Below are 21,577 nucleotides of genomic sequence, written 5' to 3'. Positions count from 1 at the left end.
CCTCGCGGAAGGCCGCCGATGTTCCCCCACGTCACGAGTCACGGCCCACAACCGGCCCCCGCTCTCCCCTCCGCTGTCGGCCCGTGGACCCTGCGGCCCGTACCGTCCACGCCGCCGGACGGCGGCCTCCCTCTCCCGGCCCCCGCCGGCACCGGCCGCGCGTACACGGCGCTGCGTGCCGGGTACGCGCCCGCGTACCGGGTGGAGATCCAGCGGGTGCTGAGCCACCCGCTGCGCGGCTGCTACCCGGTGGGCGCCCGTGACCTGCTCCTTGCTCTCGTCCCGCTCTCGCCGCAGCCCGAGCCGGACACCGCCGCCCTGCTCGACGCGCTCACCCAGGCCCTGTTCGGTGCCGATCCGCGCTGCCGCCGCATCATGGCGGCCCCGGACGTCGAGGACGTTCCCGCCCTTGAGCGCTACACCGCAGGACACTTCCGTACGGTCGCCGAGGCCGATCTGCACGAACACACCGTGACTCTGATGGTGGTGGAACCCCCGCGGGTCACCGAGGTCTCCACCGCCTTGGACGACATGCCGCACTGATCCGCCGCGGTACCGGGTGCGGCTCGTTCAGGCCCCCTCGCCGTTCGTCGCCGATTCCTCCGCGATCCGCTCGTGATGGCGGATGACCTCCGCCACGATGAAGTTCAGCAGCTTCTCGGCGAAGGCCGGGTCCAGGTGCGCGCTCTCCGCCAGCTGCCGCAGCCGGGCGATCTGCCTGCTCTCGCGGGCCGGGTCGGCCGGGGGAAGCTGGTGGGCGGCCTTGAGGTGGCCGACCTGCTGCGTGCACTTGAAGCGCTCGGCGAGCATGTGGACAACAGCGGCGTCGATGTTGTCGATGCTCTCGCGGAGCCGGTTCAGTTCCGCGTTCACGGACTCGTCGATGTCCCTCGTGGTCATGGTCAGTGAGCTTAGACGGCCGGTCCCGCAGGGGTGATCGTCGGAGGGTTCTCCGGGTCCGGGACCTGCTCGCTCCAGCCGCCCGGTACGTTGCGGCCCTGCTGTTCGCGGAAGCGGACCGGGGCGGTGCCGACCCGGCGGGCGAAGAGGCGGGAGAAGTACGCCGGGTCGTCGTAGCCGACGCGTCGGGCGACGGCGGCGACCGGCAGGTCGGTGGCGGCGAGGAGTTCCTTGGCGCGGCCCAGCCGGATACCGAGGAGGTAGTCCTTGGGGCTGCATCCGGCTCCCCGCCGTACCGCCGTCCGCAGCTCGGCGGGTGTCATACCGTGCCGGGCGGCATGCTCGGCGACGGACAGCGGCTGGAAGGCGTCCCGGGCGAGGGCCTGCAGGACGGGGTCGCCGTCCGGGCTGACATCGGCGCGGGCCCGGCGCAGGGCGACGAGGAGTTCGTGGACCGCGGCGCCGGTCTCGACCTCCAGGAGCGGGTTTCCGCGCCGTGCCGCACGCACCATCCGTCCGATCGCGGCACGTGGGCCCGCCGTGTCGGCGAGCGGGACGAGCGGGCGGTCGGGCTCGATGTAGCCGAGTTCGGTGTAGGTGGCGGTGGCGGGGCCGGTGAAGTCGACGAAGCTCTCGTCCCAGCCGGTGCCGGGGTCGGCCCCGTAGTGGTGCCGGGTGCCGGGTGTGAGCCAGATCAGGCTGGGCGCGGTGACGGGGACCCGGCGGCCGTCGGGGCCGGTGAACCAGCCGCTGCCGGAGCTGATGACGACGGCCACATGGTGGTCCAGGGTGCGCGGGCCGACCGTCGGCAGTGCGCCGTGCTGGAGTCCCACGCCCAGGCAGACGAGGCCCAGCCGGTGGTGGAGCGGGCTGGGAGTGAAGAAACGCATCCAGGTGTGGTACATCGGCCTTCCTTCCTCCCCTTCTTCCTTGGATCCGAGCGGTCGGTCCGGGCAGTCGGCCCGAACAATTGTGTCCAAACAGCAGCGATCTTTGTCCATGGACCGGCAGGACGCCAGGGGGCGAAGCTGGGAGGCAAGATTCCTCCCGGGTTCGCCCGCTCCGTGGTGCGTACCGTCGTACGGGCCCGGGGCCGTGCGGCTCCGGGGACCGCACGCACAGGAGAGTACGAGCACGATGGCAGACTTCACCGTGGGGGACGACCACTTCCGGCTCGACGGGAAGCCCGTACGGCTGCTGTCGGGGGCCCTGCACTACTTCCGGGTGCACGAGGCGCAGTGGGATCACCGGCTGTCGATGCTGCGTGCCATGGGCCTGAACTGTGTCGAGACGTATGTGCCGTGGAATCTGCATGAGCCGCGGCCGGGCCGGTTCCAGGACGTGGCGGCGCTGGGCCGGTTCCTGGACGCGGCGCAGCGGGCCGGGCTGTGGGCGATCGTCCGTCCGGGGCCGTACATCTGCGCCGAGTGGGAGAACGGTGGTCTGCCGGCCTGGGTGACGGGGCGGTTCGGCCGGTGGGTGCGCTCCCGTGACGCGGAGTATCTGGGTGCCGTGGAGCGGTGGTTCACGGCGTTGCTGCCGCAGGTGGTGCAGCGGCAGATCAGCCGCGGAGGGCCGGTGGTCATGGTCCAGGCGGAGAACGAGTACGGGAGCTTCGGCTCCGATCAGGTCTATCTCCGGCGGGTGGCCGGGATGCTGCGTGATCGCGGGGTGACTGTGCCGCTGTTCACCTCCGACGGGCCGGAGGACCACATGCTCACGGGCGGTTCGATACCGGGGCTGCTGGCCACGGCGAACTTCGGCTCGGGTGCGCGCGAGGCGTTCGAGGTGCTGCGCCGCCATCAGCCGAAGGGGCCGCTGATGTGCATGGAGTTCTGGTGCGGGTGGTTCGAGCACTGGGGTGCCGAGCCGGTCGTGCGCGAGCCGGCGCAGGCCGCCGAGGCGCTGCGGGAGATCCTGGAGTGCGGTGCGTCGGTGAACATCTACATGGCGCACGGGGGGACGAACTTCGCCGGGTGGGCGGGGGCGAACCGGTCCGGTCCGCTCCAGGACCAGGGCTTCCTGCCGACGGTGACCTCGTACGACTACGACGCGCCGATCGACGAGTACGGCCGTCCCACGGAGAAGTTCCGGCTGCTGCGCGAGGTGCTCGCCGAGTACGCGGACGGGCCGCTTCCGGACCTTCCGCCGGAGCCCGCCGGGCTTGCGGTTCCGGTGCGGGCGGAGCTGACGGAGTGGGCGCCGCTGGATGCGGTGCTGGAGGCGCTGGGCGACGAGGAGAGGGCGCCGTCCGGTGTTCCGCCGACCTTCGAGGAGCTGGGTGTCGAGCGGGGGCTGGTGCGCTACCGGGTGGGTGTGCCCGGTCCGCGCCGGCCCTACGAGCTGAGTGTGACGGGGCTCCGGGACCGGGCCGTGGTGTATGTGAACGGGGTGCGGGAGGGTGTGCTGACCGAGGAGAACAGCACCCTGGACGAGCCGGTGGCCGGGCCGGCGGAGGTCGAGCTGTGGGTGGAGTCGCTGGGCCGGGTGAATTACGGGCCGCGGCTCGGTGAGCCCAAGGGGATCACGGGCGGGGTGCGGCACGAGCGGCAGTATCTGCACGGGGTGCGGGCGAGGGCGCTGCGTCTGGACGCGTTCGAGGAGCCGGGTGCGGTGGCCGGGGTGGCGTTCGGCAGTGCCGAGGGGGCCGGGGCGACCGGGCTGTTCCGGGGGACGTTCGAGGTCACCGGGGTGGACGGCACCGGGCACGCGGGGCTCGAACTGCCGGGCTGGACGCGCGGCTTCGTGTGGGTGAACGGCTTCGGTCTGGGCCGGTACTGGTCGGTGGGCGCGCAGCGGACGCTGTACGTGCCGGGCCCGGTGCTGCGGGAGGGCGTCAACGAGGTGTGGGTGCTGGAGCTGGAGGGCGCGGGCGCGCCGTATGCGGAGCTGGGCCCGGGGGTGCCCGTCCGGACGGGCACCCCCGGGGATGTTCAGGTGTGACTCAGGAACCGGCCGGGGCCGGGGTCAGAGCGTGGCTGCCGCGGACGCGATCTGGGCGGCGAATGTCGAGACCTCGCTGTACACACCGGGGTAGCCGGGCCGTGCGCAGCCCTGGCCCCAGCTGACGATGCCCACCTGGATCCAGGCTCCGGCGTTGTCCTTGCGGAACATGGGGCCGCCGGAGTCGCCCTGGCAGGTGTCGACGCCGCCGGTGTCGACGAGGCCGGCGCAGATCTCTTCACCGGGGATGAGGTCGCTGCCGTACGCGGCCTGGCACTCGGCGTCGGAGACGAACGGCACGGAGGCCTTGAGCAGGTAGCGCTGCTGGGAGCCGCCCTCGGTGGCGGCGCCCCAGCCGGCGACGGTGAAGTCTCCGTTGTTGTACGCGGTGTTGGTGGCGATCTTCAGGGTCGGCAGGTCGATGGGCTTGGCGAGCTTGATGAGCGCCCAGTCCTTGCCCGCGCCGTTGTAGCCGGGGGCCTGGAGGACCTTGGTGGACTTGACCTTGATCGCGCTGGAGGACTGCAGGTCGACGACGCCCGCGGTGGCGGTGATGGAGGTGTTGTTGCCGGAGCCGTTCACGCAGTGCGCGGCGGTGAGGACGATGTCCTTGGCGTAGAGGGCGCCGCCGCAGCCCATCGACAGCCGGACCATGAACGGGAATTCGCCCTGGGCGGCACGGGTCCCGCCGACGACCGGCTGGGGGGCCGCGGAGGCTCCGGCGGGCTGGAGGCTGACCGCCGCGAGGGCGACGGCGGCTATGACGGAACATCTCTTCACGGCACGCAGAAGCTGCTTCAAGAGACTGCCTTCTTTCGTGGGGGGTGCTTGTGGGGGGTGCTTGTGGGGGGTACTTGTGGGGGGTACTTGTGGGGAGTGCCTGTGCCCGGACCGGGTTCTGACCGCGGGGCGGCACAGCACCGCATCTGTGGTCATGACCCCGACAAGGCATCGTTCGGATTATCGGGAAATGATCACAACCCCCACAAGGATCACTTTCCGGCCAAGATCACCCACGGTGTTCCGGCTACAGTGAAATCCGGCCGGACCTCGCGGACGGGGGGTGGGACGTGGTGGACGACGGCCGGAGCACCGGCAGTCCGGTGGTCCACGGTTTCCCGCACCTCGAAACGGTCCGGTCCGCGATCACGGCGCTCTACCGGCGGCTCTCGTACGACGGTGTCCGCAGCTACGCGACGAGCCTCGCCCCCGCCGACGCCGCCTTCTCCGACCAGGACGATCTGTATCCCGGCGCCCAGCGGGTGGCGCGGGCGCTGGTCCAGCATCTGCATCTGCCGGACGCCCGCATGATCGTCGCCTTCCGCGCGATGGAACACGCCGCCGACGTCGAACTGGCCGCAGGGCCCGAGTACTTCGTGGAACTCAACGACCGCTTCCGCACCCACCGCAGGGACATCGGCGCCGCGCTCTCGCACGAGGTCACCCATGTGCTGCTGCACCGCCTCGGCCTGGAGTTCCCCGGCACACGCGACAACGAGATCCTCACCGACACCGTGACCACGTACCTGGGCGCGGGCTGGCTGCTGCTCGACGCCTTCCGCGAGGACCAGGTCTCCAGCCAGAAGCTCGGCTATCTCACCCCGGAGGAGTTCGGATACGTCCTCGCCAAGCGGGCGCTGGCCTTCGACGAGGACCCGTCGCCGTGGTTCACCAGCCCTCAGGCGTACACGGCGTACGAGAAGGGGCGCGCGCGAGCACTCCAGGACGTCCGGCAGCCGCCGCTCGCGGCCGCCGGCTGGGCGGGCCGCCGCCGCCGCTACGCCCGGGACCGGCGGCGCGCCCGGGACCACCCGGACACGCCCCCGGCCCCCGATGCCCCGTACGCCTTCGGGAGCGGCCCGCAGGGACTCCGGGTCTCCTTCGCCTGCCCCGTCTGCCACCAGCGCATCCGTGTACCGGTGCGCGGACGGGTGCGGGCCCGCTGCGGGCTGTGCCGTACGGTCCTGGACTGCGAGACCTGAACCGAAACGGCGACGCCGTCTCCCGCAACGGCGCACGGAGCAGGGCCGGCCGCCCCGGACAGGCCCTACCCCGCCCCGTACACCGGCTGCGCCGGCTCCGCCTCCGCCAGCAGCTTCCGTACCGCCTCCCCCGCCTCCGCCGGCTCCCATCGCGCACCCCGGTCCGCGGTGGGGCCGGGGCGCCAGCCCTCCATGACCGTGATCCGGCCCGCCTCCACCTCGAAGACCCGCCCGCTCACCCCGTCGCTCGCACCCGAGCCGAGCCAGACCACCAGCGGGGACACGTTCCCCGGGGCCATCGCGTCGAACCCGCCCTCCCCCGGCGCCGCCATCGCCTGCGCGAAGGTCTGCTCGGTCATCCGGGTCCGGGCCGCCGGGGCGATCGCGTTGACCTGGATCCCGTACCGGCCCAGCTCCGCGGCGGCGACCAGGGTCAGGCCGACGATCCCGGCCTTCGCGGCGGAGTAGTTGCCCTGGCCGACGCTGCCGAGCAGCCCCGCGCCGGAGCTGGTGTTGATCACCCGGGCGGTGGGCGCGCGCCCCGCCTTCGCCTCGGCCCGCCAGTGCGCGGCCGCGTGCCTCAGCGGCAGGAAGTGGCCCTTGAGATGGACCCGCATCACGGCATCCCAGCCGTCCTCGTCCAGATTCACCAGCATCCGGTCGCGCAGGAACCCCGCGTTGTTGACCAGGGTGTCCAGCCGCCCGAAGCTCTCCAGCGCGGCCGCGACCAGTGACGCGGCCCCTTCGGTCGTGGCGATGTCGCCCGCGTGCGCGACCGCCTCGCCGCCCGCCGCCACGATCTCGTCCACCACCTGCCGGGCCGGGCCGGCGGAGCCGCCTCCGCCGTCGGGGCCGACGCCCAGATCGTTGACGACCACCTTCGCGCCCTCGGCGGCGAAGGCGAGCGCATGGGCGCGGCCGAGCCCCCGCCCCGCGCCCGTCACGACCACCACGCGGCCGTCGCACAGACCAGTCATCGCTCGTCTCCCTACTCGTCTCCTTGTTGGCGATGCGGGGGCAGGCTGCTACCTTCCACACCTAACAAATGTTTGGTGGAAAGGTAGCTGATTCGCTCATGGGTGTCTCCACCACAAGTCCCGGCAAGGGCATCCGACTCGTCACGGTCGACCACCCGCCCGTCAACGCGCTTCCCGTGCGGGGCTGGTACGAGCTCGCCGACGCGCTCCGCGCGGCGGGCCGCGACCCCGAGGTCCGCTGCGTCGTGCTGGCCGCCGCCGGCCGGGGATTCAACGCGGGCGTCGACATCAAGGAGATGCAGCGCGACACCGGGCACGAGGCCCTGATCGGCGCCAACCGGGGCTGCTACGAGGCGTTCGCCGCCGTGTACGAGTGCGAGGTCCCGGTGGTCGCCGCGGTGAACGGCTTCTGCCTCGGCGGCGGCATCGGCCTCGTCGGCAACGCGGACGCGATCGTGGCCGGCGACGACGCGACGTTCGGCCTGCCCGAGCTGGACCGGGGCGCGCTCGGCGCGGCGACCCATCTGGCCCGGCTCGTGCCGCAGCATCTGATGCGCGCGCTCTACTACACCTCGCGCACCGCCACCGCCGCCGAACTGCACGCCCACGGCTCGGTCTGGAAGGTCGTACCGCGCGAGGAACTCCTCGACGCGGCACTGGAACTGGCGGGCGAGATAGCCCGCAAGGACGGGTATCTGATCCGGCTGGCCAAGGCCGCCATCAACGGCATCGACCCGGTGGACGTACGCCGCAGCTACCGCTTCGAGCAGGGCTTCACCTTCGAGGCCAATCTCAGCGGCGTCGCCGGCCGCGTACGCGAAACGTTCGGCAAGGAGGCCTGACCATGACCGACAAGACCATGACCGCCGAGGAGGTCGTCTCCCGGCTCGGCAGCGGGATGACGATCGGCATCGGCGGCTGGGGCTCGCGCCGCAAACCCATGGCACTGGTGCGGGCACTGCTCCGCTCCCCGGTCACCGATCTCACCGTGGTCTCGTACGGCGGACCCGACGTGGGTCTGCTCGCCGCCGCCGGCAGGATCCGGAAACTGGTCACGGCCTTCGTCACGCTCGACTCGGTCCCGCTCGAACCCCATTTCAGGGCCGCCCGCCAGCGCGGCGCGTTCGAACTGACGGAGATCGACGAGGCCATGTTCATGTGGGGGCTGCACGCTGCCGCGAACCGGCTGCCGTTCCTCCCGGTGCGCGCCGGCATCGGTTCCGACGTGATGCGGGTCAACCCGGGCCTTCGCACGGTCGTTTCGCCGTACGAGGACGGCGAGGAGTTCGTCGCGATGCCCGCGCTGCGGATGGACGCCGCGCTGGTCCACCTCAACCGCGCCGACCGGTTCGGCAACGGCCAGTACCTCGGCCCCGACCCGTACTTCGACGACCTCTTCTGCGAGGCCGCCGACACCGCGTACGTCTCCTGCGAACGCCTCGTGGACACCGCCGAGCTGACCGGGAACGCGGCCCCGCAGACCCTGCTCGTCAAGCGGCACTCGGTCACCGGGGTCGTCGAGACCCCGAACGGCGCGCACTTCACCTCCTGCGCGCCCGACCATCCGCGCGACGAGGCGTTCCAGAAGGCGTACGCGACCGCCGCCGCCGACCCCGACGCCTGGGCGGCCTTCAGCGAGCGCTTCCTGCCCGCCGAGGGCGACGAGAAGAGCTATCAGTCGGCCGTCCGCACCTGGCACGAGGAGCAGAAATGACCACGGAGAACACGACCGCGACCGCGGCCACCCGGGCCGAGTACTGCGTGATCGCCTGTGCCGACGCCTGGCGCGGCGACGGCGAGGTGCTCGCCAGCCCGATGGGCCTCGTCCCGTCCGTCGGCGCCCGGCTCGCCAGGCACACCTTCTCGCCCGATCTGCTGCTCACCGACGGCGAGGCGCTGCTCCTCGCCCCGGACGGCACGACGGAGGGCTGGCTGCCCTACCGCCAGCACCTCGCCATGGTCACCGGCGGCAGGCGCCACGTGATGATGGGGGCGAGCCAGATCGACCGGTTCGGCAACCAGAACATCTCTTGCATCGGCGACTGGGAACAGCCCTCCCGCCAGCTGCTCGGCGTGCGCGGCGCCCCGGTCAACACCCTTAACAACCCGGTCAGTTACTGGATTCCCAAGCACTCCACCCGGGTCTTCGTCGAGCGCGTCGACATGATCTGCGGGGTCGGCTACGACAGTGCCGCCGCGGCCGGCCCCTCGGCGAGCCGCTACCACCGCATCCCGCGCGTGGTGAGCGATCTCGGCGTCTTCGACTTCGCGACCCCGGACCGCTCGATGCGCCTGGCCTCGCTGCACCCGGGCGTCACCGTCGACCAGGTCCGCGAGGCCACCGGTTTCGACCTCGCCGTCGCGGACGACGTCCCGTGCACCCGGGAGCCGACCGCCGCGGAGCTGTCCCTGATCCGCGAGGTCATCGACCCGCAGGGCACCCGGAACCGGGAGGTCAGGGTCTGATGCGGACGGCGCTCACGGAGCTCGTCGGCGTCCGCCACCCCATCGTCCAGACCGGCATGGGCTGGGTCGCGGGTCCCCGCCTGGTCTCCGCCGCGGCCCGTGCCGGCGCGCTGGGTGTCCTGGCCTCCGCGACGATGACCGCACAGCAGCTGCGGGCGGCGGTACGGGAGGTCAAGTCCCGGACGGACGAGCCGTTCGGCGTCAATCTGCGCGCCGACGCGGGCGACGCGCGCGAGCGGGTACGGATCATCATCGACGAGGGCGTGAAGGTGGCGTCCTTCGCACTGGCCCCCTCCAAGGAGCTGATCGCCGAGCTCCGGGACGCGGGTGTGGTCGTGATTCCGTCGATCGGTGCGCGGCGGCATGCCGAGAAGGTCGCGGCGTGGGGCGCGGACGCGGTGATGGTGCAGGGCGGCGAGGGCGGCGGGCACACCGGTGAGGTGGCGACGACCGTGCTGCTGCCCCAGGTCGTCGACGCGGTGGACATCCCGGTGATCGCGGCGGGCGGCTTCCGTGACGGCCGGGGCCTGGTCGCGGCGCTGGCGTTCGGGGCGGCGGGCATCGCGATGGGTACGCGGTTCCTGCTGACGTCGGACTCGACCGTGCCGGACGCGGTGAAGGCCCGCTATCTGGCGGCGGACGTCAAGGACATCACGGTCACCACGGCCGTGGACGGGCTCCCGCACCGGATGCTGCGTACGGAGATGGTCGCCGCGCTGGAGGACGCGGGCCGGGTCCGGGCACTGGCCCAGGCGGTGCGCCGGGCGTCGGGTTTCCGGCGGATCTCCGGGCTGAGCTGGTCCCGGATGGTGCGCGACGGTCTCGCCATGAAGCACGGCAAGGACCTGTCGTGGAGTCAGGTCCTGCTGGCGGCCAACACACCGATGCTGCTGAAGGCGTCCATGGTCGACGGCCGCACAGACCTGGGGGTGATGGCATCGGGCCAGGTGGCGGGCCTGATCGAGGATCTGCCCAGCTGCGCGGAGCTGGTGGAACGGGTGATGGCCCAGGCCCATGAGGCACTGGGCACGGTGACCCGCGCCAAGGATGCGGACGGGTAGGCGGCGGGTGCGGACGCGCGAGGGACGCCCGGATCCCTCCGGGCGCCCCCTCACAGTCCACCGGACGGTTCGTACGGCTACGCGGCCCTGCGGCCACGCCCCGCCGCCGCGCCGCCGCGTCCGGCCCCGGTGCGCCCGGCACCCGCGCCGCGCGGCTCACCGCTGCCACGACCGCCTGCCGCACCGGCACCACGGGAGGCACCACCCGCGCCCGCGCCCCGCGCAGCACCACCCGAGCCGCGGGCCTCGCCGCCCTGTCCGGCGCCACCTCGCCGGCCCCGGCCGCGGCTGCCCGAGCGGTGGCCGGTGCCGCCCGCGACGGCCCCGCCCGAGCGGGTGCGCTGCTTGGGCGGGGTCGGCTGCGGGACCTCGATGACGACCGCGACACCGGACGGCTCACGGGCGCCGGTGATCCGGACGAGCTCCTCGTCGCCGGACTTGATCCGGGTGGTCGTCGGGGCGATGCCCGCGTCCGACATCAGCCGGGTCATGTCCCGCTTCTCCTCGGGGAGCACCAGGGTGACGACGCTGCCGGACTCCCCGGCGCGCGCGGTGCGCCCGCCGCGGTGGAGGTAGTCCTTGTGGTCGGTCGGCGGGTCCACGTTCACGACCAGGTCGAGGTCGTCGACGTGGATGCCGCGGGCCGCCACGTTCGTCGCCACGAGCGCGGTGACCTGGCCGTTCTTGAACTGGTCCAGGGTCCGGTTGCGCTGCGGCTGCGAGCGTCCGCCGTGCAGGGCGGCGGCCCGTACACCGCTGGCGAGCAGCCGCTTGGCGAACCGGTCGGCGGCACGCTTGGTGTCCACGAACATGATCACCCGGCCGTCCCGGGCTGCGATCCTGGTGGCGACGGCCTTCTTGTCGGTCTCGTCGGCCACGTGCAGCACATGGTGCTCCATCGTGGTGACCGCGCCGGCGGACGGGTCGACCGAGTGCACGACGGGGTCGGTCAGGAACATCTTGACCAGCCGGTCGATGTTCTTGTCGAGCGTCGCGGAGAAGAGCATCCGCTGGCCGTCCGGCTCGACCTGCTTGAGCAGGGCGACGACCTGCGGCATGAAGCCCATGTCGGCCATCTGGTCGGCCTCGTCGAGGACGGTGACGGCGACCTGGTCGAGGCGGCAGTCGCCGCGCTCGATGAGGTCCTTCAGCCGGCCGGGGGTGGCGACGAGCACCTCGGCGCCGCGGCGCAGCGTGCCGGACTGCCTGGTGATCGACATGCCGCCGACCACGGTGGCCAGGCGCAGGTTCACGGATGTCGCGTACGGGGTCAGCGCGTCGGTGACCTGCTGGGCGAGCTCGCGGGTCGGGACGAGGACGAGCGCCAGCGGCGCCTTCGGCTCGGCGCGCCGCCCGGCGGTGCGGGCCAGCAGGGCGAGGCCGAAGGCGAGGGTCTTGCCGGAGCCGGTGCGGCCGCGGCCGAGGATGTCCCGGCCCGCGAGCGAGTTCGGCAGGGTGGCGCCCTGGATCGGGAACGGATCGGTGACGCCCTGCGCGGCAAGGGTCTTCAGCAGGGCTGCGGGCATGTCCAGCTCGGCGAACGCCTCTACGGCGGGCAGTGCGGGGGTCATGGTTTCCGGCAGGGCGAATTCGCCCTGCGGCGGCGTGGCCCTGCGACGCGGCGACGCCTTGCCGGATCCCTTGCCGGAACCCTTGGCGGTTGCCTTTGCCGGGGCCGTGCCGCGCCCCCTCGACGGGCGGTTGTGGGCGGGCCGGTCCTGGCGTTCGGAGCGGGTCATACGGAATTGCCCTCCTGGGGATTCCTGAGAAGTCCCGGGAAGTCCTGAGGATTCCTGAGAACTGCGTGGGACTGTGTGGGGCTGCGTGGAGCGCTGTGGGCAGGTGTACTTGTTCCGCCGTGCCCTGGGACAGCACAAGCCGGGACCCGCACCTTCACGGTGCGGGCCCCGGCTGCGAGGTACGCGTCCGGCGATCAGGCCGGGACGATGTTCTCCGCCTGCGGGCCCTTCTGGCCCTGCGTGACGTCGAAGGTGACCTTCTGGCCTTCCTGGAGCTCACGGAAGCCCGAGGTGGCGATGTTGGAGTAGTGGGCGAAGACGTCGGCGCCGCCGCCGTCCTGCTCGATGAAGCCGAAGCCCTTTTCCGAGTTGAACCACTTCACGGTTCCAGTAGCCATGTCATTCTCCTAAAAGAGGTGCAGTGCCGGAAATCCGCACTTTACGAATTCCAAGTCGCCGCATTGAGCCCCATCCGGAGAAAGCCGGAAAACAATAATGCGCCTGAGGAAGCATTCCCGTCAGGCGCACATAATGTTCATGGGTACCAAAACTGCAACCCGGCAACCGTAGCACGTTCCGTCGGCCCGCGGCGGGAACGCGCCGCGGGCCGACCGGTGGATTCCTGTTCCGGCCCCTGCGGCAACTGGCCGGGGGCCGTACCGGAACACCGTCGGATTCGTTGCCGCGACCGGTGTCCGAGCGGTTCGACGGCCGGTCGGGGCGGGTCCCGGGTCAGAGCCGTTCGATGATCGTCACATTCGCCTGACCGCCGCCCTCGCACATGGTCTGGAGTCCGTAGCGGCCGCCGGTGCGCTCCAGTTCGTGCAGCAGAGTCGTCATCAATTTCGCTCCGGTTGCGCCGAGCGGGTGACCGAGGGCGATTCCGCCGCCATTGACGTTGACCCGTTCGGGGTCGGCCCCGGTCTCCTTCAGCCAGGCCAGTACGACGGGGGCGAATGCCTCGTTGATCTCGACCAGGTCCATGTCGTCGATGGTCATTCCGGTCTTCTTCAGCGCGTACGCGGTGGCCGGGATCGGTGCCGACAGCATGCGGATCGGGTCCTCGCCGCGCACCGAGAGGTGGTGGACGCGGGCGCGCGGGGTGAGGCCGTGCTCGGCCACGGCGCGTTCGGAGGCGATGAGCAGGGCGGCGGCGCCGTCGGAGATCTGCGAGGAGCACGCGGCGGTGATCGTGCCGCCGTCCAGGACCGGTTTCAGCGCCGCCATCTTCTCCGGGGTGGTGTCGCGGCGCGGCCCCTCGTCGGTGGTGACGTCGCCGAGGGCGGCGGTCTCGCGTGCGAAGCGGCCCTCGTCGATGGCGCGGATCGCCCGCCGGTGGGAGCCGAGCGCGAACTCCTCCATGTCCTGGCGGCTGATGCCCCACTTCTCGGCGATCAGCTGGGCGCCGTGGAACTGGTTGACCGGTGCGTCGCCGTACCGGGCGCGCCAGCCCGTGCTGCCCGCGTACGGGCCGTCCGTCAGCCCGAGGGGTTCGGCGGCCTGGCGGGAGGCGAAGGCGATGGGGATCTGCGTCATGCTCTGGGTGCCGCCCGCGACGACCAGGTCCTGGGTGCCGGAGAGGACGCCCTGGGCGGCGAAGTGCAGGGCCTGCTGGGAGGAGCCGCACTGGCGGTCGACGGTCACGCCGGGGACCTCCTCGGGCAGTCCGGCCGCCAGCCAGCAGGTGCGGGCGATGTCGCCGGCCTGCGGTCCCACGGCGTCGAGGCAGCCGAAGACCACGTCCTCGACGGCGGCCGGATCGATCCCGCTCCGCTCCACGAGGGCCTTGATGACATGGGCGCCGAGGTCGGCGGGGTGGACGGCGCCGAGCCCTCCGCCGCGCCGCCCGACCGGGGTGCGTACCGCTTCGACGATGTATGCCTCGGCCATGTCTGCTGCTCCTTGGTGAGCGCGGGTGGGGTCAGGAGTCGAGGGCGATGCCGTCCAGGACCATCGAGAGGTACTGGCGGGCGATCTCCTCGGGGCTGTGCAGTCCGCCCGGCCGGTACCAGGACGCCGCGACCCAGACGGTGTCGCGGACGAAGCGGTAGGTCAGACGGATGTCGAGGTCGGCGCGGAAGCTGTGGTCGGCGACGCCGCGTTCCAGCGTGCCGAGCCAGGCCTTCTCGAACTTCTGCTGGGAGTCGACGAGGTACTGGAAGCGGGGCTGGGCGGCCAGCTGCCTGGACTCCTTCTGGTAGATGGCGACCGCCGCACGGTGCCGGTCGATCTCCCGGAAGGACTCGGTGACGAGTGCCTCGATGGTCTGCCGGGGGGCCAGTCCGGCAGCGAGCACCGCGTCGTATCCCTCCCAGAGTTCGGTGAGGAAGGTCGAGAGGATCTCGTCGATCATCGATTCCTTGGAATCGAAGTGGTAGTAGAGGCTGCCCGCGAGCATCCCGGCCGCGTCCGCGATCCTGCGGACGGTGGTGGCGTTGTATCCCTGGGCGGCGAAGACCTCGGCCGCGGTGGCGAGCAGTTCGCGGCGCCGCTCGGGCGAGGGGGTCACCTGGGGCTTCTTCTTGGTAGGCACCCGACCATTCTCCGCCCGTCCGTGGCACGGTCAGGCACGCTGACTGCTGACGGAGACGACCTCGCCGGTCAGGTACGAGGAGTAGTCGCTGGCGAGGAAGACGATGACATTGGCGACCTCCCACGGCTCGGCGTACCGGCCGAAGGCCTCCTTCGCGGTCAGTTCGTCGAGGAGTTCGGCGGAGGTGACCTTCACCAGGTGCGGGTGCATGGCGAGGCTGGGCGCGACGGCGTTGACGCGTACGCCGTACTCGGCGGCCTCGATCGCGGCGCACCGGGTGAGCGCCATGACGCCCGCCTTCGCGGCGGCGTAGTGGGCCTGGCCGCTCTGGGCGCGCCAGCCGACGACGGAGGCGTTGTTGACGACGATGCCGCCGCGGCCCGCCGCCCGCAGCGAGCGCAGGGCGGCCCGGGTGCAGCGGAAGGTGCCGTTCAGGGTGACGTCGAGGACCTTGGTCCACTGTTCGTCGGTCATCTCGGTGAGTTCGGCGGTGCCGCCGAGTCCGGCGTTGTTGACGACGATGTCGAGGCCGTCGTGGGCCCGTTCGGCGAGCGCGAACAGGTCCCGGACCTGGGTCTCGTCGGTGACGTCGCAGGGCAGTGCGGCGACACGGTCCGCGCCGAACTCGTCGGCGAACGCCTGCTCGGTCTCCTTCAGCCGGCGGGCGTGCGCGTCGCCGATGACGATGCGGGCGCCCTCCTCCAGGAATCGGCGGGCGGTGGCGCCGCCGATGCCGGCCCCCGCAGCCGCGGTGATGACGGCGGTGCGGCCGGCCAGCAGCCCGTGTCCGGATACGTACCGCGGTGCGCTCACGCCTGTGCCTCCTGGGTCCCGGCCCTCGGATCCTCGACGGTGCTCGTGCCCGTACGTTAACCTACCAAACACTTGTTAGGGAAGGATGAGCCGATGCCCTCTGTCCATGACACCCCGGGCCACGACGCCTCCGCCGACGGCCACGGCGCCGGCCCGGTGCTGTACGAGCGCCGCGGCCCGGTCACGTACATCACGCTGAACCGTCCGCGCTACCGCAACGCCCAGAACTCCGCCATGACCTACGCCCTGGACGACGCGTTCTACCGGGCCGCCGAGGACTCCGAGGTCAAGGTGGCCGTGCTGGCGGGCGCCGGGGAGCACTTCTCGGCGGGCCATGACATCGGCACGCCCGAGCGCGACGCGCATCTGCCCTTCAAGCGCCGGGCGGGCCTGTGGTGGGACCACTCCGACAAGACCGGCGCGGAGAGCCGCTTCGCCCGCGAGTCGGAGGTCTATCTGGGCATGTGCAGGCGGTGGCGCGAGCTGCCCAAGCCGGTCGTCGCCTCCGTCCAGGGCGCCTGTGTGGCCGGCGGGCTGATGCTGGCCTGGATCTGCGACCTGATCGTGGCGAGCGAGGACGCCTTCTTCGCCGATCCGGTGGTGCGGATGGGCATCCCCGGCGTCGAGTACTTCGCGCACCCGTGGGTGATGCCGCCCCGGATCGCGAAGGAGTTCCTGTACACCGGCGACCGGATGAGCGCCCGCCGGGCGTACGAGGTCGGCATGGTGAACAAAGTGGTGGAGCGGGCCGAACTCGCCGATTCCACCGATGAGCTGGCACTCCGGATCGCCGCGATGCCGCGCCTCGGGCTGGCCCTGGCCAAGCGCGCGGTCAATCAGGCCGAGGACCTCCAGGGAATGCACACCGGGATGGACTCCGTGTTCGGACTGCACCACCTCGCCCATGCGCACAACGCGGAGACCGCGGCGGACCCGCTCGGCGGCATGGACATCGCCTCGATGAAGAAGAAGGCGGACGGCTGATGGATCTGTCGTGCACGGCGCAGGAGGCGGCGTTCCGGGACGAGGCGCGCCGGTGGCTGCGGGCCAACGTCCCCGCCGAGCCGCTGCCGTCGCTGGAGACCGTCGAGGGCTTCGCCGCGCACCGGGAGTGGGAGGCCCGGCTGTACGCGGATCGCTGGTCGGTGGTCTCCTGGCCGGCCGAGTACGGCGGCCGGGGCGCCGACATCTTCCGGTGGCTGGCCTTCGAGGAGGAGTACTACGCGGCGGGCGGCCCCGGCCGGGTCTCGCAGAACGGCATCAGCCTCCTCGCCCCCACCCTCTTCGACCACGCCACGGACGAACAGCGGGCCCGGATCCTGCCGTCGATGGCGAGCGGCGAGGTGATCTGGGCGCAGGCCTGGTCCGAGCCGGAAGCGGGTTCGGACCTGGCCTCGCTGCGTTCACGGGCGGTGCGCACGGACGGCGGCTGGTTGCTCTCGGGGCAGAAGACCTGGTCCTCCCGGGCCGCGTTCGCGGACCGGGCGTTCGGCATCTTCCGCACCGACCCCGGGGCGGCCAGGCCGCACCACGGGCTGACGTATCTGATGTTCGATCTGTCGGCACCGGGGGTCTCGGTCCGGCCCATCGGCCGGCTCGACGGCAAGCCCGCCTTCGCCGAGCTGTTCCTGGACGAGGTCTTCGTACCGGACGAGGACGTCGTCGGGGAGCCCGGGCAGGGCTGGCGTATCGCCATGTCGACAACGGGCAACGAGCGCGGGCTGACGCTCCGTTCCCCCGGCCGCTTCCTGGCCGCCGCCGACCGGCTGGCCGCGCTCTGGCGCACCCACGGCGACCCGTCGGACACGGCGATGCGGGACCGGGTCGCGGACGCGGTGATCGGAGCGCGCGCGTACCAGCTCTTCACCGGCGCCAACGCCTCCCGTTTCGCCGCCGGGGCGTCCATCGGTGCGGAGTCCAGCCTGAACAAGGTGTTCTGGTCCGAGTACGACATCGCACTGCACGAGACGGCGCTCGACCTGCTGGGCCCGGAGGCGGAACTCGCCGGATCCGAGTGGGCCGAGGGCTACGTCTTCTCGCTCGCGGGCCCCATCTACGCCGGCACCAACGAGATCCAGCGCGACATCATCGCCGAGCGGCTGCTCGGCCTGCCGAAGGGACGGCGCTGATGCGTTTCCTCCTCGACGACGAACAGCGGGAGTTCGCCCGCTCGCTGGACGCGATGCTGACCGCCGCGGACACCCCTGCGGTGGTCCGGGCCTGGGCCGCCGGGGACCGCGGACCGGGCAGGGACCTGTGGGCGCGGCTGGCGGGAGCGGGGGTCTTCGCCCTCGCGGTGCCCCAGGCGTACGAGGGTGTCGGGCCGCTGCCGGTCGAACTCGCGGTCGCCTTCACCGAGTTGGGGCGTCATGCGGTGCCGGGGCCGGTGGTGGAGACGGTCGCGGCCGCGGTGCTGCTGGCGGACGTGGGCGGCCCGGCGGCCAAGGAGTGGCTGCCTCGGCTGGCGTCCGGCGCCGCAACGGCGACGCTCCTGCTGGAGGGACACGGGCCGTACGCGCTGGACGCGGACGCGGTGGACGCCGTGTTCACAGTGACCGGTGACGAGTTGCGGCTGGCGCCGGGCCCGGGGATGCTCAGCGTGTCGTCCGACCCGGCGCGGCGGCTGTGGCGCCCCCGGCCGGGCGGGGAACTGCTCGCCTCGGGGGCCCGGGTGGCCGGGGCGGCGGAGCGGGCGGCCGGGTGGGCGGCGTTCGCGACGGCCGCGCAGGCGCTCGGCACGGGCGAGACACTGCTGCGGACCACGGTCGAGTATGTGAAGCAGCGCACCCAGTTCGGTACCGCCATCGGCTCCTTCCAGGCAGTGAAGCACCGGCTGGCGGACACCCTGATCGGGCTGGAGTTCGCCCGTCCGCTGCTGTACGGGGCGGCGCTCGCGCTCGCCGGGGACGCGCCGGACGCCGGTGCGCAAGTGGCTGCGGCCAAGGTCACGGCGGGCGAGGCGGGGTACGCGGCGGCACGGACCGCGCTGCAACTGCACGGGGCCGTGGGCTACACGCAGGAGCTGGACCTCTCGCTGTGGCTGCGCAAGGCACGCCCCCTGCGCGACGCGTGGGGGACGCCGGGGGCGTGCCGGGCGCGGGTGCTGGCCGAGGGGCCGGCCGGTTCAGGAGACCTCGCCCGGTGATCCGTCGTCGCTTCCCCTGGCGAAGGTGCGCAGCGGGCGGCCGGGGCGCCATACCTGGACGGCCAGGGAGCCGCCTTCGATTCCGGTGCGTGCCACCTCGGTCGGCTCCAGCCGGAAGAGATGGAAGGGTTCCGGCGGCTTCACCACCTCCAGGTAGCGGGCCAGCAGGGCGGGCTCGGTCACTTCCACCGCGCGGCCGGAGATCCGGACGTCCCCGTCGGCCATCTCGGCATCCGGTCCGGGGTTGGCGTGCACCGCGAACCGTGGATCGCGCAGCAGGTCCTGCGCCTTGCGCGACGGCATCATGCCGAGGAACGGCTCACCCAGCCGGAAATCCACTTCCAGCCCGGTCACGCGCGGCGATCCGTCCTTGCGCAGGGTCGCCAGGACGTGGTGCCTGTACTGCTCGAAGCGTGTTTGGACGGTGTCGGCGAAGGCCGGCTCGGCCGAGCGGAAGTCTTCCCAGGAACTCGATGTCATGCGTCAATGGAAGCCGGGAATCCCGACGTCCTCTGTCTGCTTTTCTCGGCCGCACCGAGCGGCGGCAGGGCCGCCGGGTGCCCGTCGTCATCCGGCCGACAAGGTGATCAGCAGGGCCCAGCCATGCGTCCGCAGCACGCCCGGCGTCTCCTCCCGCGTCAACAGCGCGTCGTAGCGGCCGAGTTCGACGTCCGTGCCGTCGAGCACCGCACCGTCCTCCAGCGCGACGGCCAGGGCCGCCCCGCCCGGGGGCGCCGCGAGCCGGACCGTGCCGCGCACCACCGCGACCGCCGCGACCGTCCGTGCCCGGCGGCACATGACGTTGAGGTTCACGACCGGGCCGCCGAGCAGCCGGCCCTCCGTCTCCAGGTCGCCGGGGAAGTCGTGTGGCCAGTACGGCTCGTCGACGATGTGGTGCTCGCCGCCCACCATGAGGTCCATCCCGGCGCCCTCGACCACGGTCAGGGTCCGGTCGACGCCGGGGAACGCGGAGAACGGCCCGTCCTCGGTCACCTCGGCGAGGCTGACCCGCCAGTCGAAGGCGTCCAGCGGCGCACCCTCGGGGTGGGCCGCGATCTCCCGGGTGACTCCCCCGCCGTTCTTCCAGGGCGTGGCAGGACGGTCGGCAGCCCGCAGCACCCGCGCCGTCACTTGACGATCCCCTGGGCCCTGGCCGCGGCCAGCCACTGCGGGAATTCGGCGACGAGCCGGTCGTACAGCTCGGCGTCCGGGACCTGCCGCGGATCGGGTCCGGCGTGGAAGAAGCCGGCGTTGTCGACGGCGCGCTTGGCGGGGACGGGCAGCTCGTCGAGCCTGCGCAGGAAGTCGAACTGGTTGCTCCGTTTGTTGCCGAAGCCGATGAACTGCCAGAACAGGGGCAGTTCGGCCGCCTTGCAGAGATAGCGTTCCGCGGCGTGCTTGCTGATCGGGCCGCCGTCCGTCTGGAAGATGACGAGCGCGGGCGCGGTGGAGCCGCTGTCGAGGTAGTGGTCGATGACGGCGTCCATGGCCAGGTGGTAGCTGGTCTTCCCCATGTGCCCGAGGCCCGCCACGACGGCGTCGACCCGGCCGCGGTGGTTGTCCAGGGCGATGTCGGTGACGGCGTCGACCTCCGTGGAGAACAGGACGAGGGGGACGCGGCCGTCGTCGTCCAGATGGGCGGAGAGCCCCAGCACCCGGTCCGCGAGGGCCTGGACGCTGCCGTCCTTGTAGTACTCCCGCATGGAGCCGGAGTAGTCGAGCACCAGATAGACCGCGGCACGCTCGCCGCCCATGCGGTGCTTGGTCAGCGAGACTTCGGCGCTCTTGTAGAGGCTGACCAGCGCGGGGGCGCTCTGCTCCATCTTGCGGAGGCTGATGGCCGGACCTGCTGCGGCGGCGGACGGGCCGGCCATGCGGATTCTCCGATCCTCGATGCTTCGGACGTGTGCCGGAACCCCGAGCGTAAGCCACCCAGGTATGCCCCCGGCGGGCGGCGTTCGCTATCTTGCATCTGCCGCCGTCCCCACCGGCCGCTCGTGTCCGCTCACCCGTGAAGGAGCCTGCCGTGGAGGCAGCGGTCACCACCTGCTATCGCCATCCCTCGTACGAGACGTATGTCAGCTGCACCCGCTGCGAACGCTTCATCTGCCCCGACTGCATGCGTGAGGCAGCGGTCGGCCACCACTGCGTGGAGTGCGTGAAGGAGGGGCAGCGTTCCATCCGCCAGGCGCGCACGGTGTTCGGCGGCTCGGTCGCACGGTCCGCGGTACCGCTCGTCACGTATGTGCTGATGGGCCTCAACGTCGCGGCGTACCTGGGCGAGTTGATCCGCCCGGGGATCATCGACCGGTTCGCGATGCTCGGTGCGGGGCTGACCGGCCCGGACGGCGGCCAGTACGTCTACCAGGCCGGGGACTTCCCCGGTTTCGAGGTGGTCGGGGTGGTGGGCGGCGAGTGGTACCGGCTGCTGACCGGGGCCTTTCTGCATCTTCCGCCGAGCGGGTCGTCCTTCGGTCCGCTGCCGTTCGGGGTGCTGCACATCGTGTTCAACATGTACGCGCTGTGGAACCTGGGCCGGGTCGTGGAGGAGCAGCTGGGCCGGGCCCGTTATCTCGCGCTGTATCTGCTGTCCGCGCTGGGCGGTTCGGTGCTGGTGTACCTGATCGCGCCGTCGGACGGCACGGTGGGCGCCTCGGGTGCGATCTTCGGGCTCGGGGCGGCGTTCTACGTCATCAACCGGCGGCTGGGCCGCGACATGCGGGCGGTCAACCGGTTCATGGCCGGTTTCCTGATCTGGATGGTGATCTCGGCCGGATTCGCCTCGTGGCAGGGCCACTTGGGCGGTCTGCTGACGGGCGGCATCGTCACGCTCGCGTACGCCCATGCTCCGGCGAAGCGCCGTACGGTGGTCCAGGCCGCCGCGGGTGTGGTGCTGTTCGCCGTGCTGGTGCTGCTGGTGGTGCTCAAGACCTCCGCGCTGACCGGCTGAGCCGGGCCGCCTGCTGACGCGCCGCGGCGCCTGCCGAATCGTCCGGTCGGGGACGGGCAGGCGCCGCG

At 71.9% G+C, this 21,577-nt stretch carries 23 protein-coding genes; 11 read left to right on the top strand and 12 right to left on the bottom strand.

All coding sequences use genetic code 11. The annotated features are described in order from the left end of the window. Nucleotides 1-18 precede the first annotated feature (18 nt). On the top strand, nucleotides 19-543 hold the full coding sequence (locus IE107_RS03705) for a GNAT family N-acetyltransferase (protein WP_189540978.1): 525 nt from the start codon (nucleotides 19-21) through the stop codon (nucleotides 541-543). Between the two features lie 27 nt (nucleotides 544-570). On the opposite strand, the gene IE107_RS03700 is transcribed toward IE107_RS03705, so the two are convergent. Both IE107_RS03700 and IE107_RS03695 read right to left on the bottom strand, forming a co-directional pair. Further along, complete coding sequence (locus tag IE107_RS03700) at nucleotides 571-900, bottom strand: chorismate mutase (RefSeq protein ID WP_189540976.1); 330 nt, start codon at nucleotides 898-900, stop codon at nucleotides 571-573. A gap of 11 nt (nucleotides 901-911) precedes the next feature. After that, the gene (locus IE107_RS03695; protein ID WP_189540974.1) at nucleotides 912-1,805 is read right to left on the bottom strand and encodes a helix-turn-helix domain-containing protein; all 894 of its coding nucleotides are present in this window, start codon (nucleotides 1,803-1,805) and stop codon (nucleotides 912-914) included. Nucleotides 1,806-2,037: 232 nt separating this feature from the next. Between IE107_RS03695 and IE107_RS03690 the strand changes: the two genes are divergently transcribed. Beyond that, a complete protein-coding gene (locus IE107_RS03690) occupies nucleotides 2,038-3,843 on the top strand; it encodes a glycoside hydrolase family 35 protein (RefSeq protein WP_189540972.1) in 1,806 nt (601 codons plus the stop codon). Nucleotides 3,844-3,867: 24 nt separating this feature from the next. On the opposite strand, the gene IE107_RS03685 is transcribed toward IE107_RS03690, so the two are convergent. Next, a complete protein-coding gene (locus tag IE107_RS03685) occupies nucleotides 3,868-4,644 on the bottom strand; it encodes a S1 family peptidase (RefSeq protein WP_189540970.1) in 777 nt (258 codons plus the stop codon). Nucleotides 4,645-4,916: 272 nt separating this feature from the next. On the opposite strand from IE107_RS03685, the gene IE107_RS03680 reads away from it, so the two are divergent. Next, complete coding sequence (locus IE107_RS03680; protein WP_189541378.1) at nucleotides 4,917-5,825, top strand: hypothetical protein; 909 nt, start codon at nucleotides 4,917-4,919, stop codon at nucleotides 5,823-5,825. A 65-nt stretch (nucleotides 5,826-5,890) separates the two neighbouring features. On the opposite strand, the gene IE107_RS03675 is transcribed toward IE107_RS03680, so the two are convergent. Continuing rightward, nucleotides 5,891-6,802 (bottom strand): SDR family oxidoreductase, encoded by a 912-nt coding sequence (locus IE107_RS03675; RefSeq protein ID WP_189540968.1) that lies wholly within the window; start codon nucleotides 6,800-6,802, stop codon nucleotides 5,891-5,893. A gap of 98 nt (nucleotides 6,803-6,900) precedes the next feature. Between IE107_RS03675 and IE107_RS03670 the strand changes: the two genes are divergently transcribed. The 4 genes from IE107_RS03670 to IE107_RS03655 are packed head-to-tail and all read left to right on the top strand — an operon-like array spanning nucleotide 6,901 to nucleotide 10,329. Next, complete coding sequence (locus tag IE107_RS03670) at nucleotides 6,901-7,644, top strand: enoyl-CoA hydratase family protein (protein ID WP_189540966.1); 744 nt, start codon at nucleotides 6,901-6,903, stop codon at nucleotides 7,642-7,644. A gap of 2 nt (nucleotides 7,645-7,646) precedes the next feature. Next, complete coding sequence (locus IE107_RS03665) at nucleotides 7,647-8,516, top strand: CoA transferase subunit A (protein WP_189540963.1); 870 nt, start codon at nucleotides 7,647-7,649, stop codon at nucleotides 8,514-8,516. Beyond that, on the top strand, nucleotides 8,513-9,268 hold the full coding sequence (locus IE107_RS03660; RefSeq protein WP_189540961.1) for a CoA-transferase subunit beta: 756 nt from the start codon (nucleotides 8,513-8,515) through the stop codon (nucleotides 9,266-9,268). Before IE107_RS03665 ends, IE107_RS03660 begins: the two co-directional genes overlap by 4 nt. Continuing rightward, nucleotides 9,268-10,329 (top strand): NAD(P)H-dependent flavin oxidoreductase, encoded by a 1,062-nt coding sequence (locus tag IE107_RS03655; protein ID WP_189540959.1) that lies wholly within the window; start codon nucleotides 9,268-9,270, stop codon nucleotides 10,327-10,329. The genes IE107_RS03660 and IE107_RS03655 overlap by 1 nt, the downstream gene beginning before the upstream one ends. Nucleotides 10,330-10,406: 77 nt before the next feature. Here the strand turns inward: IE107_RS03655 and IE107_RS03650 are convergent, their stop codons facing one another. From IE107_RS03650 to IE107_RS03630, 5 genes are all read right to left on the bottom strand, one after another. Further along, entirely contained in the window at nucleotides 10,407-12,068 is a 1,662-nt protein-coding gene (locus tag IE107_RS03650; protein WP_189540958.1) for a DEAD/DEAH box helicase, read from the bottom strand. 194 nt (nucleotides 12,069-12,262) lie between these two features. Beyond that, nucleotides 12,263-12,466 (bottom strand): cold-shock protein, encoded by a 204-nt coding sequence (locus IE107_RS03645; protein ID WP_004985680.1) that lies wholly within the window; start codon nucleotides 12,464-12,466, stop codon nucleotides 12,263-12,265. Nucleotides 12,467-12,800: 334 nt separating this feature from the next. Further along, entirely contained in the window at nucleotides 12,801-13,958 is a 1,158-nt protein-coding gene (locus tag IE107_RS03640) for an acetyl-CoA C-acetyltransferase (RefSeq protein WP_189540956.1), read from the bottom strand. Between the two features lie 31 nt (nucleotides 13,959-13,989). Next, the gene (locus IE107_RS03635) at nucleotides 13,990-14,601 is read right to left on the bottom strand and encodes a TetR/AcrR family transcriptional regulator (RefSeq protein WP_189540954.1); all 612 of its coding nucleotides are present in this window, start codon (nucleotides 14,599-14,601) and stop codon (nucleotides 13,990-13,992) included. A gap of 30 nt (nucleotides 14,602-14,631) precedes the next feature. Further along, nucleotides 14,632-15,414: an SDR family oxidoreductase gene (locus IE107_RS03630; protein WP_189540953.1), complete on the bottom strand. Its 783-nt coding sequence runs from the start codon at nucleotides 15,412-15,414 to the stop codon at nucleotides 14,632-14,634. Nucleotides 15,415-15,507: 93 nt separating this feature from the next. Between IE107_RS03630 and IE107_RS03625 the strand changes: the two genes are divergently transcribed. From IE107_RS03625 to IE107_RS03615, 3 genes are read left to right on the top strand one after another with little or no spacing between them, the layout of a single operon-like run. Then, nucleotides 15,508-16,398 (top strand): enoyl-CoA hydratase, encoded by an 891-nt coding sequence (locus IE107_RS03625; protein ID WP_189540952.1) that lies wholly within the window; start codon nucleotides 15,508-15,510, stop codon nucleotides 16,396-16,398. Beyond that, nucleotides 16,398-17,543, top strand: coding sequence for an acyl-CoA dehydrogenase family protein (locus IE107_RS03620; protein ID WP_189540951.1), 1,146 nt, complete (start codon nucleotides 16,398-16,400; stop codon nucleotides 17,541-17,543). The genes IE107_RS03625 and IE107_RS03620 overlap by 1 nt, the downstream gene beginning before the upstream one ends. Beyond that, nucleotides 17,543-18,559, top strand: coding sequence for an acyl-CoA dehydrogenase family protein (locus IE107_RS03615; protein WP_189540950.1), 1,017 nt, complete (start codon nucleotides 17,543-17,545; stop codon nucleotides 18,557-18,559). Before IE107_RS03620 ends, IE107_RS03615 begins: the two co-directional genes overlap by 1 nt. Here the strand turns inward: IE107_RS03615 and IE107_RS03610 are convergent. The 3 genes from IE107_RS03610 to IE107_RS03600 all read right to left on the bottom strand — a co-directional run bounded on the left by IE107_RS03610 (nucleotide 18,539) and on the right by IE107_RS03600 (nucleotide 20,433). Next, nucleotides 18,539-19,039 (bottom strand): pyridoxamine 5'-phosphate oxidase family protein, encoded by a 501-nt coding sequence (locus IE107_RS03610; protein ID WP_189540949.1) that lies wholly within the window; start codon nucleotides 19,037-19,039, stop codon nucleotides 18,539-18,541. The two genes, IE107_RS03615 and IE107_RS03610, sit on opposite strands and share 21 nt — an antisense overlap. Before the next feature lie 87 nt (nucleotides 19,040-19,126). Then, complete coding sequence (locus tag IE107_RS03605; protein ID WP_189540948.1) at nucleotides 19,127-19,690, bottom strand: HutD/Ves family protein; 564 nt, start codon at nucleotides 19,688-19,690, stop codon at nucleotides 19,127-19,129. Next, complete coding sequence (locus tag IE107_RS03600; RefSeq protein WP_189540947.1) at nucleotides 19,687-20,433, bottom strand: vWA domain-containing protein; 747 nt, start codon at nucleotides 20,431-20,433, stop codon at nucleotides 19,687-19,689. Before IE107_RS03600 ends, IE107_RS03605 begins: the two co-directional genes overlap by 4 nt. 152 nt (nucleotides 20,434-20,585) lie before the next feature. On the opposite strand from IE107_RS03600, the gene IE107_RS03595 reads away from it, so the two are divergent. Continuing rightward, nucleotides 20,586-21,509 (top strand): rhomboid family intramembrane serine protease, encoded by a 924-nt coding sequence (locus tag IE107_RS03595; RefSeq protein ID WP_189540945.1) that lies wholly within the window; start codon nucleotides 20,586-20,588, stop codon nucleotides 21,507-21,509. The last annotated feature ends 68 nt before the right edge of the window (nucleotides 21,510-21,577 follow it).

The organism is Streptomyces gelaticus, assembly GCF_014649535.1.
Taxonomy (GTDB): Bacteria; Actinomycetota; Actinomycetes; order Streptomycetales; family Streptomycetaceae; genus Streptomyces; species Streptomyces gelaticus.
The sequence above is the reverse complement of the archived record's forward strand: the minus strand, read 5'-3'. Positions and strand labels throughout refer to the sequence as shown.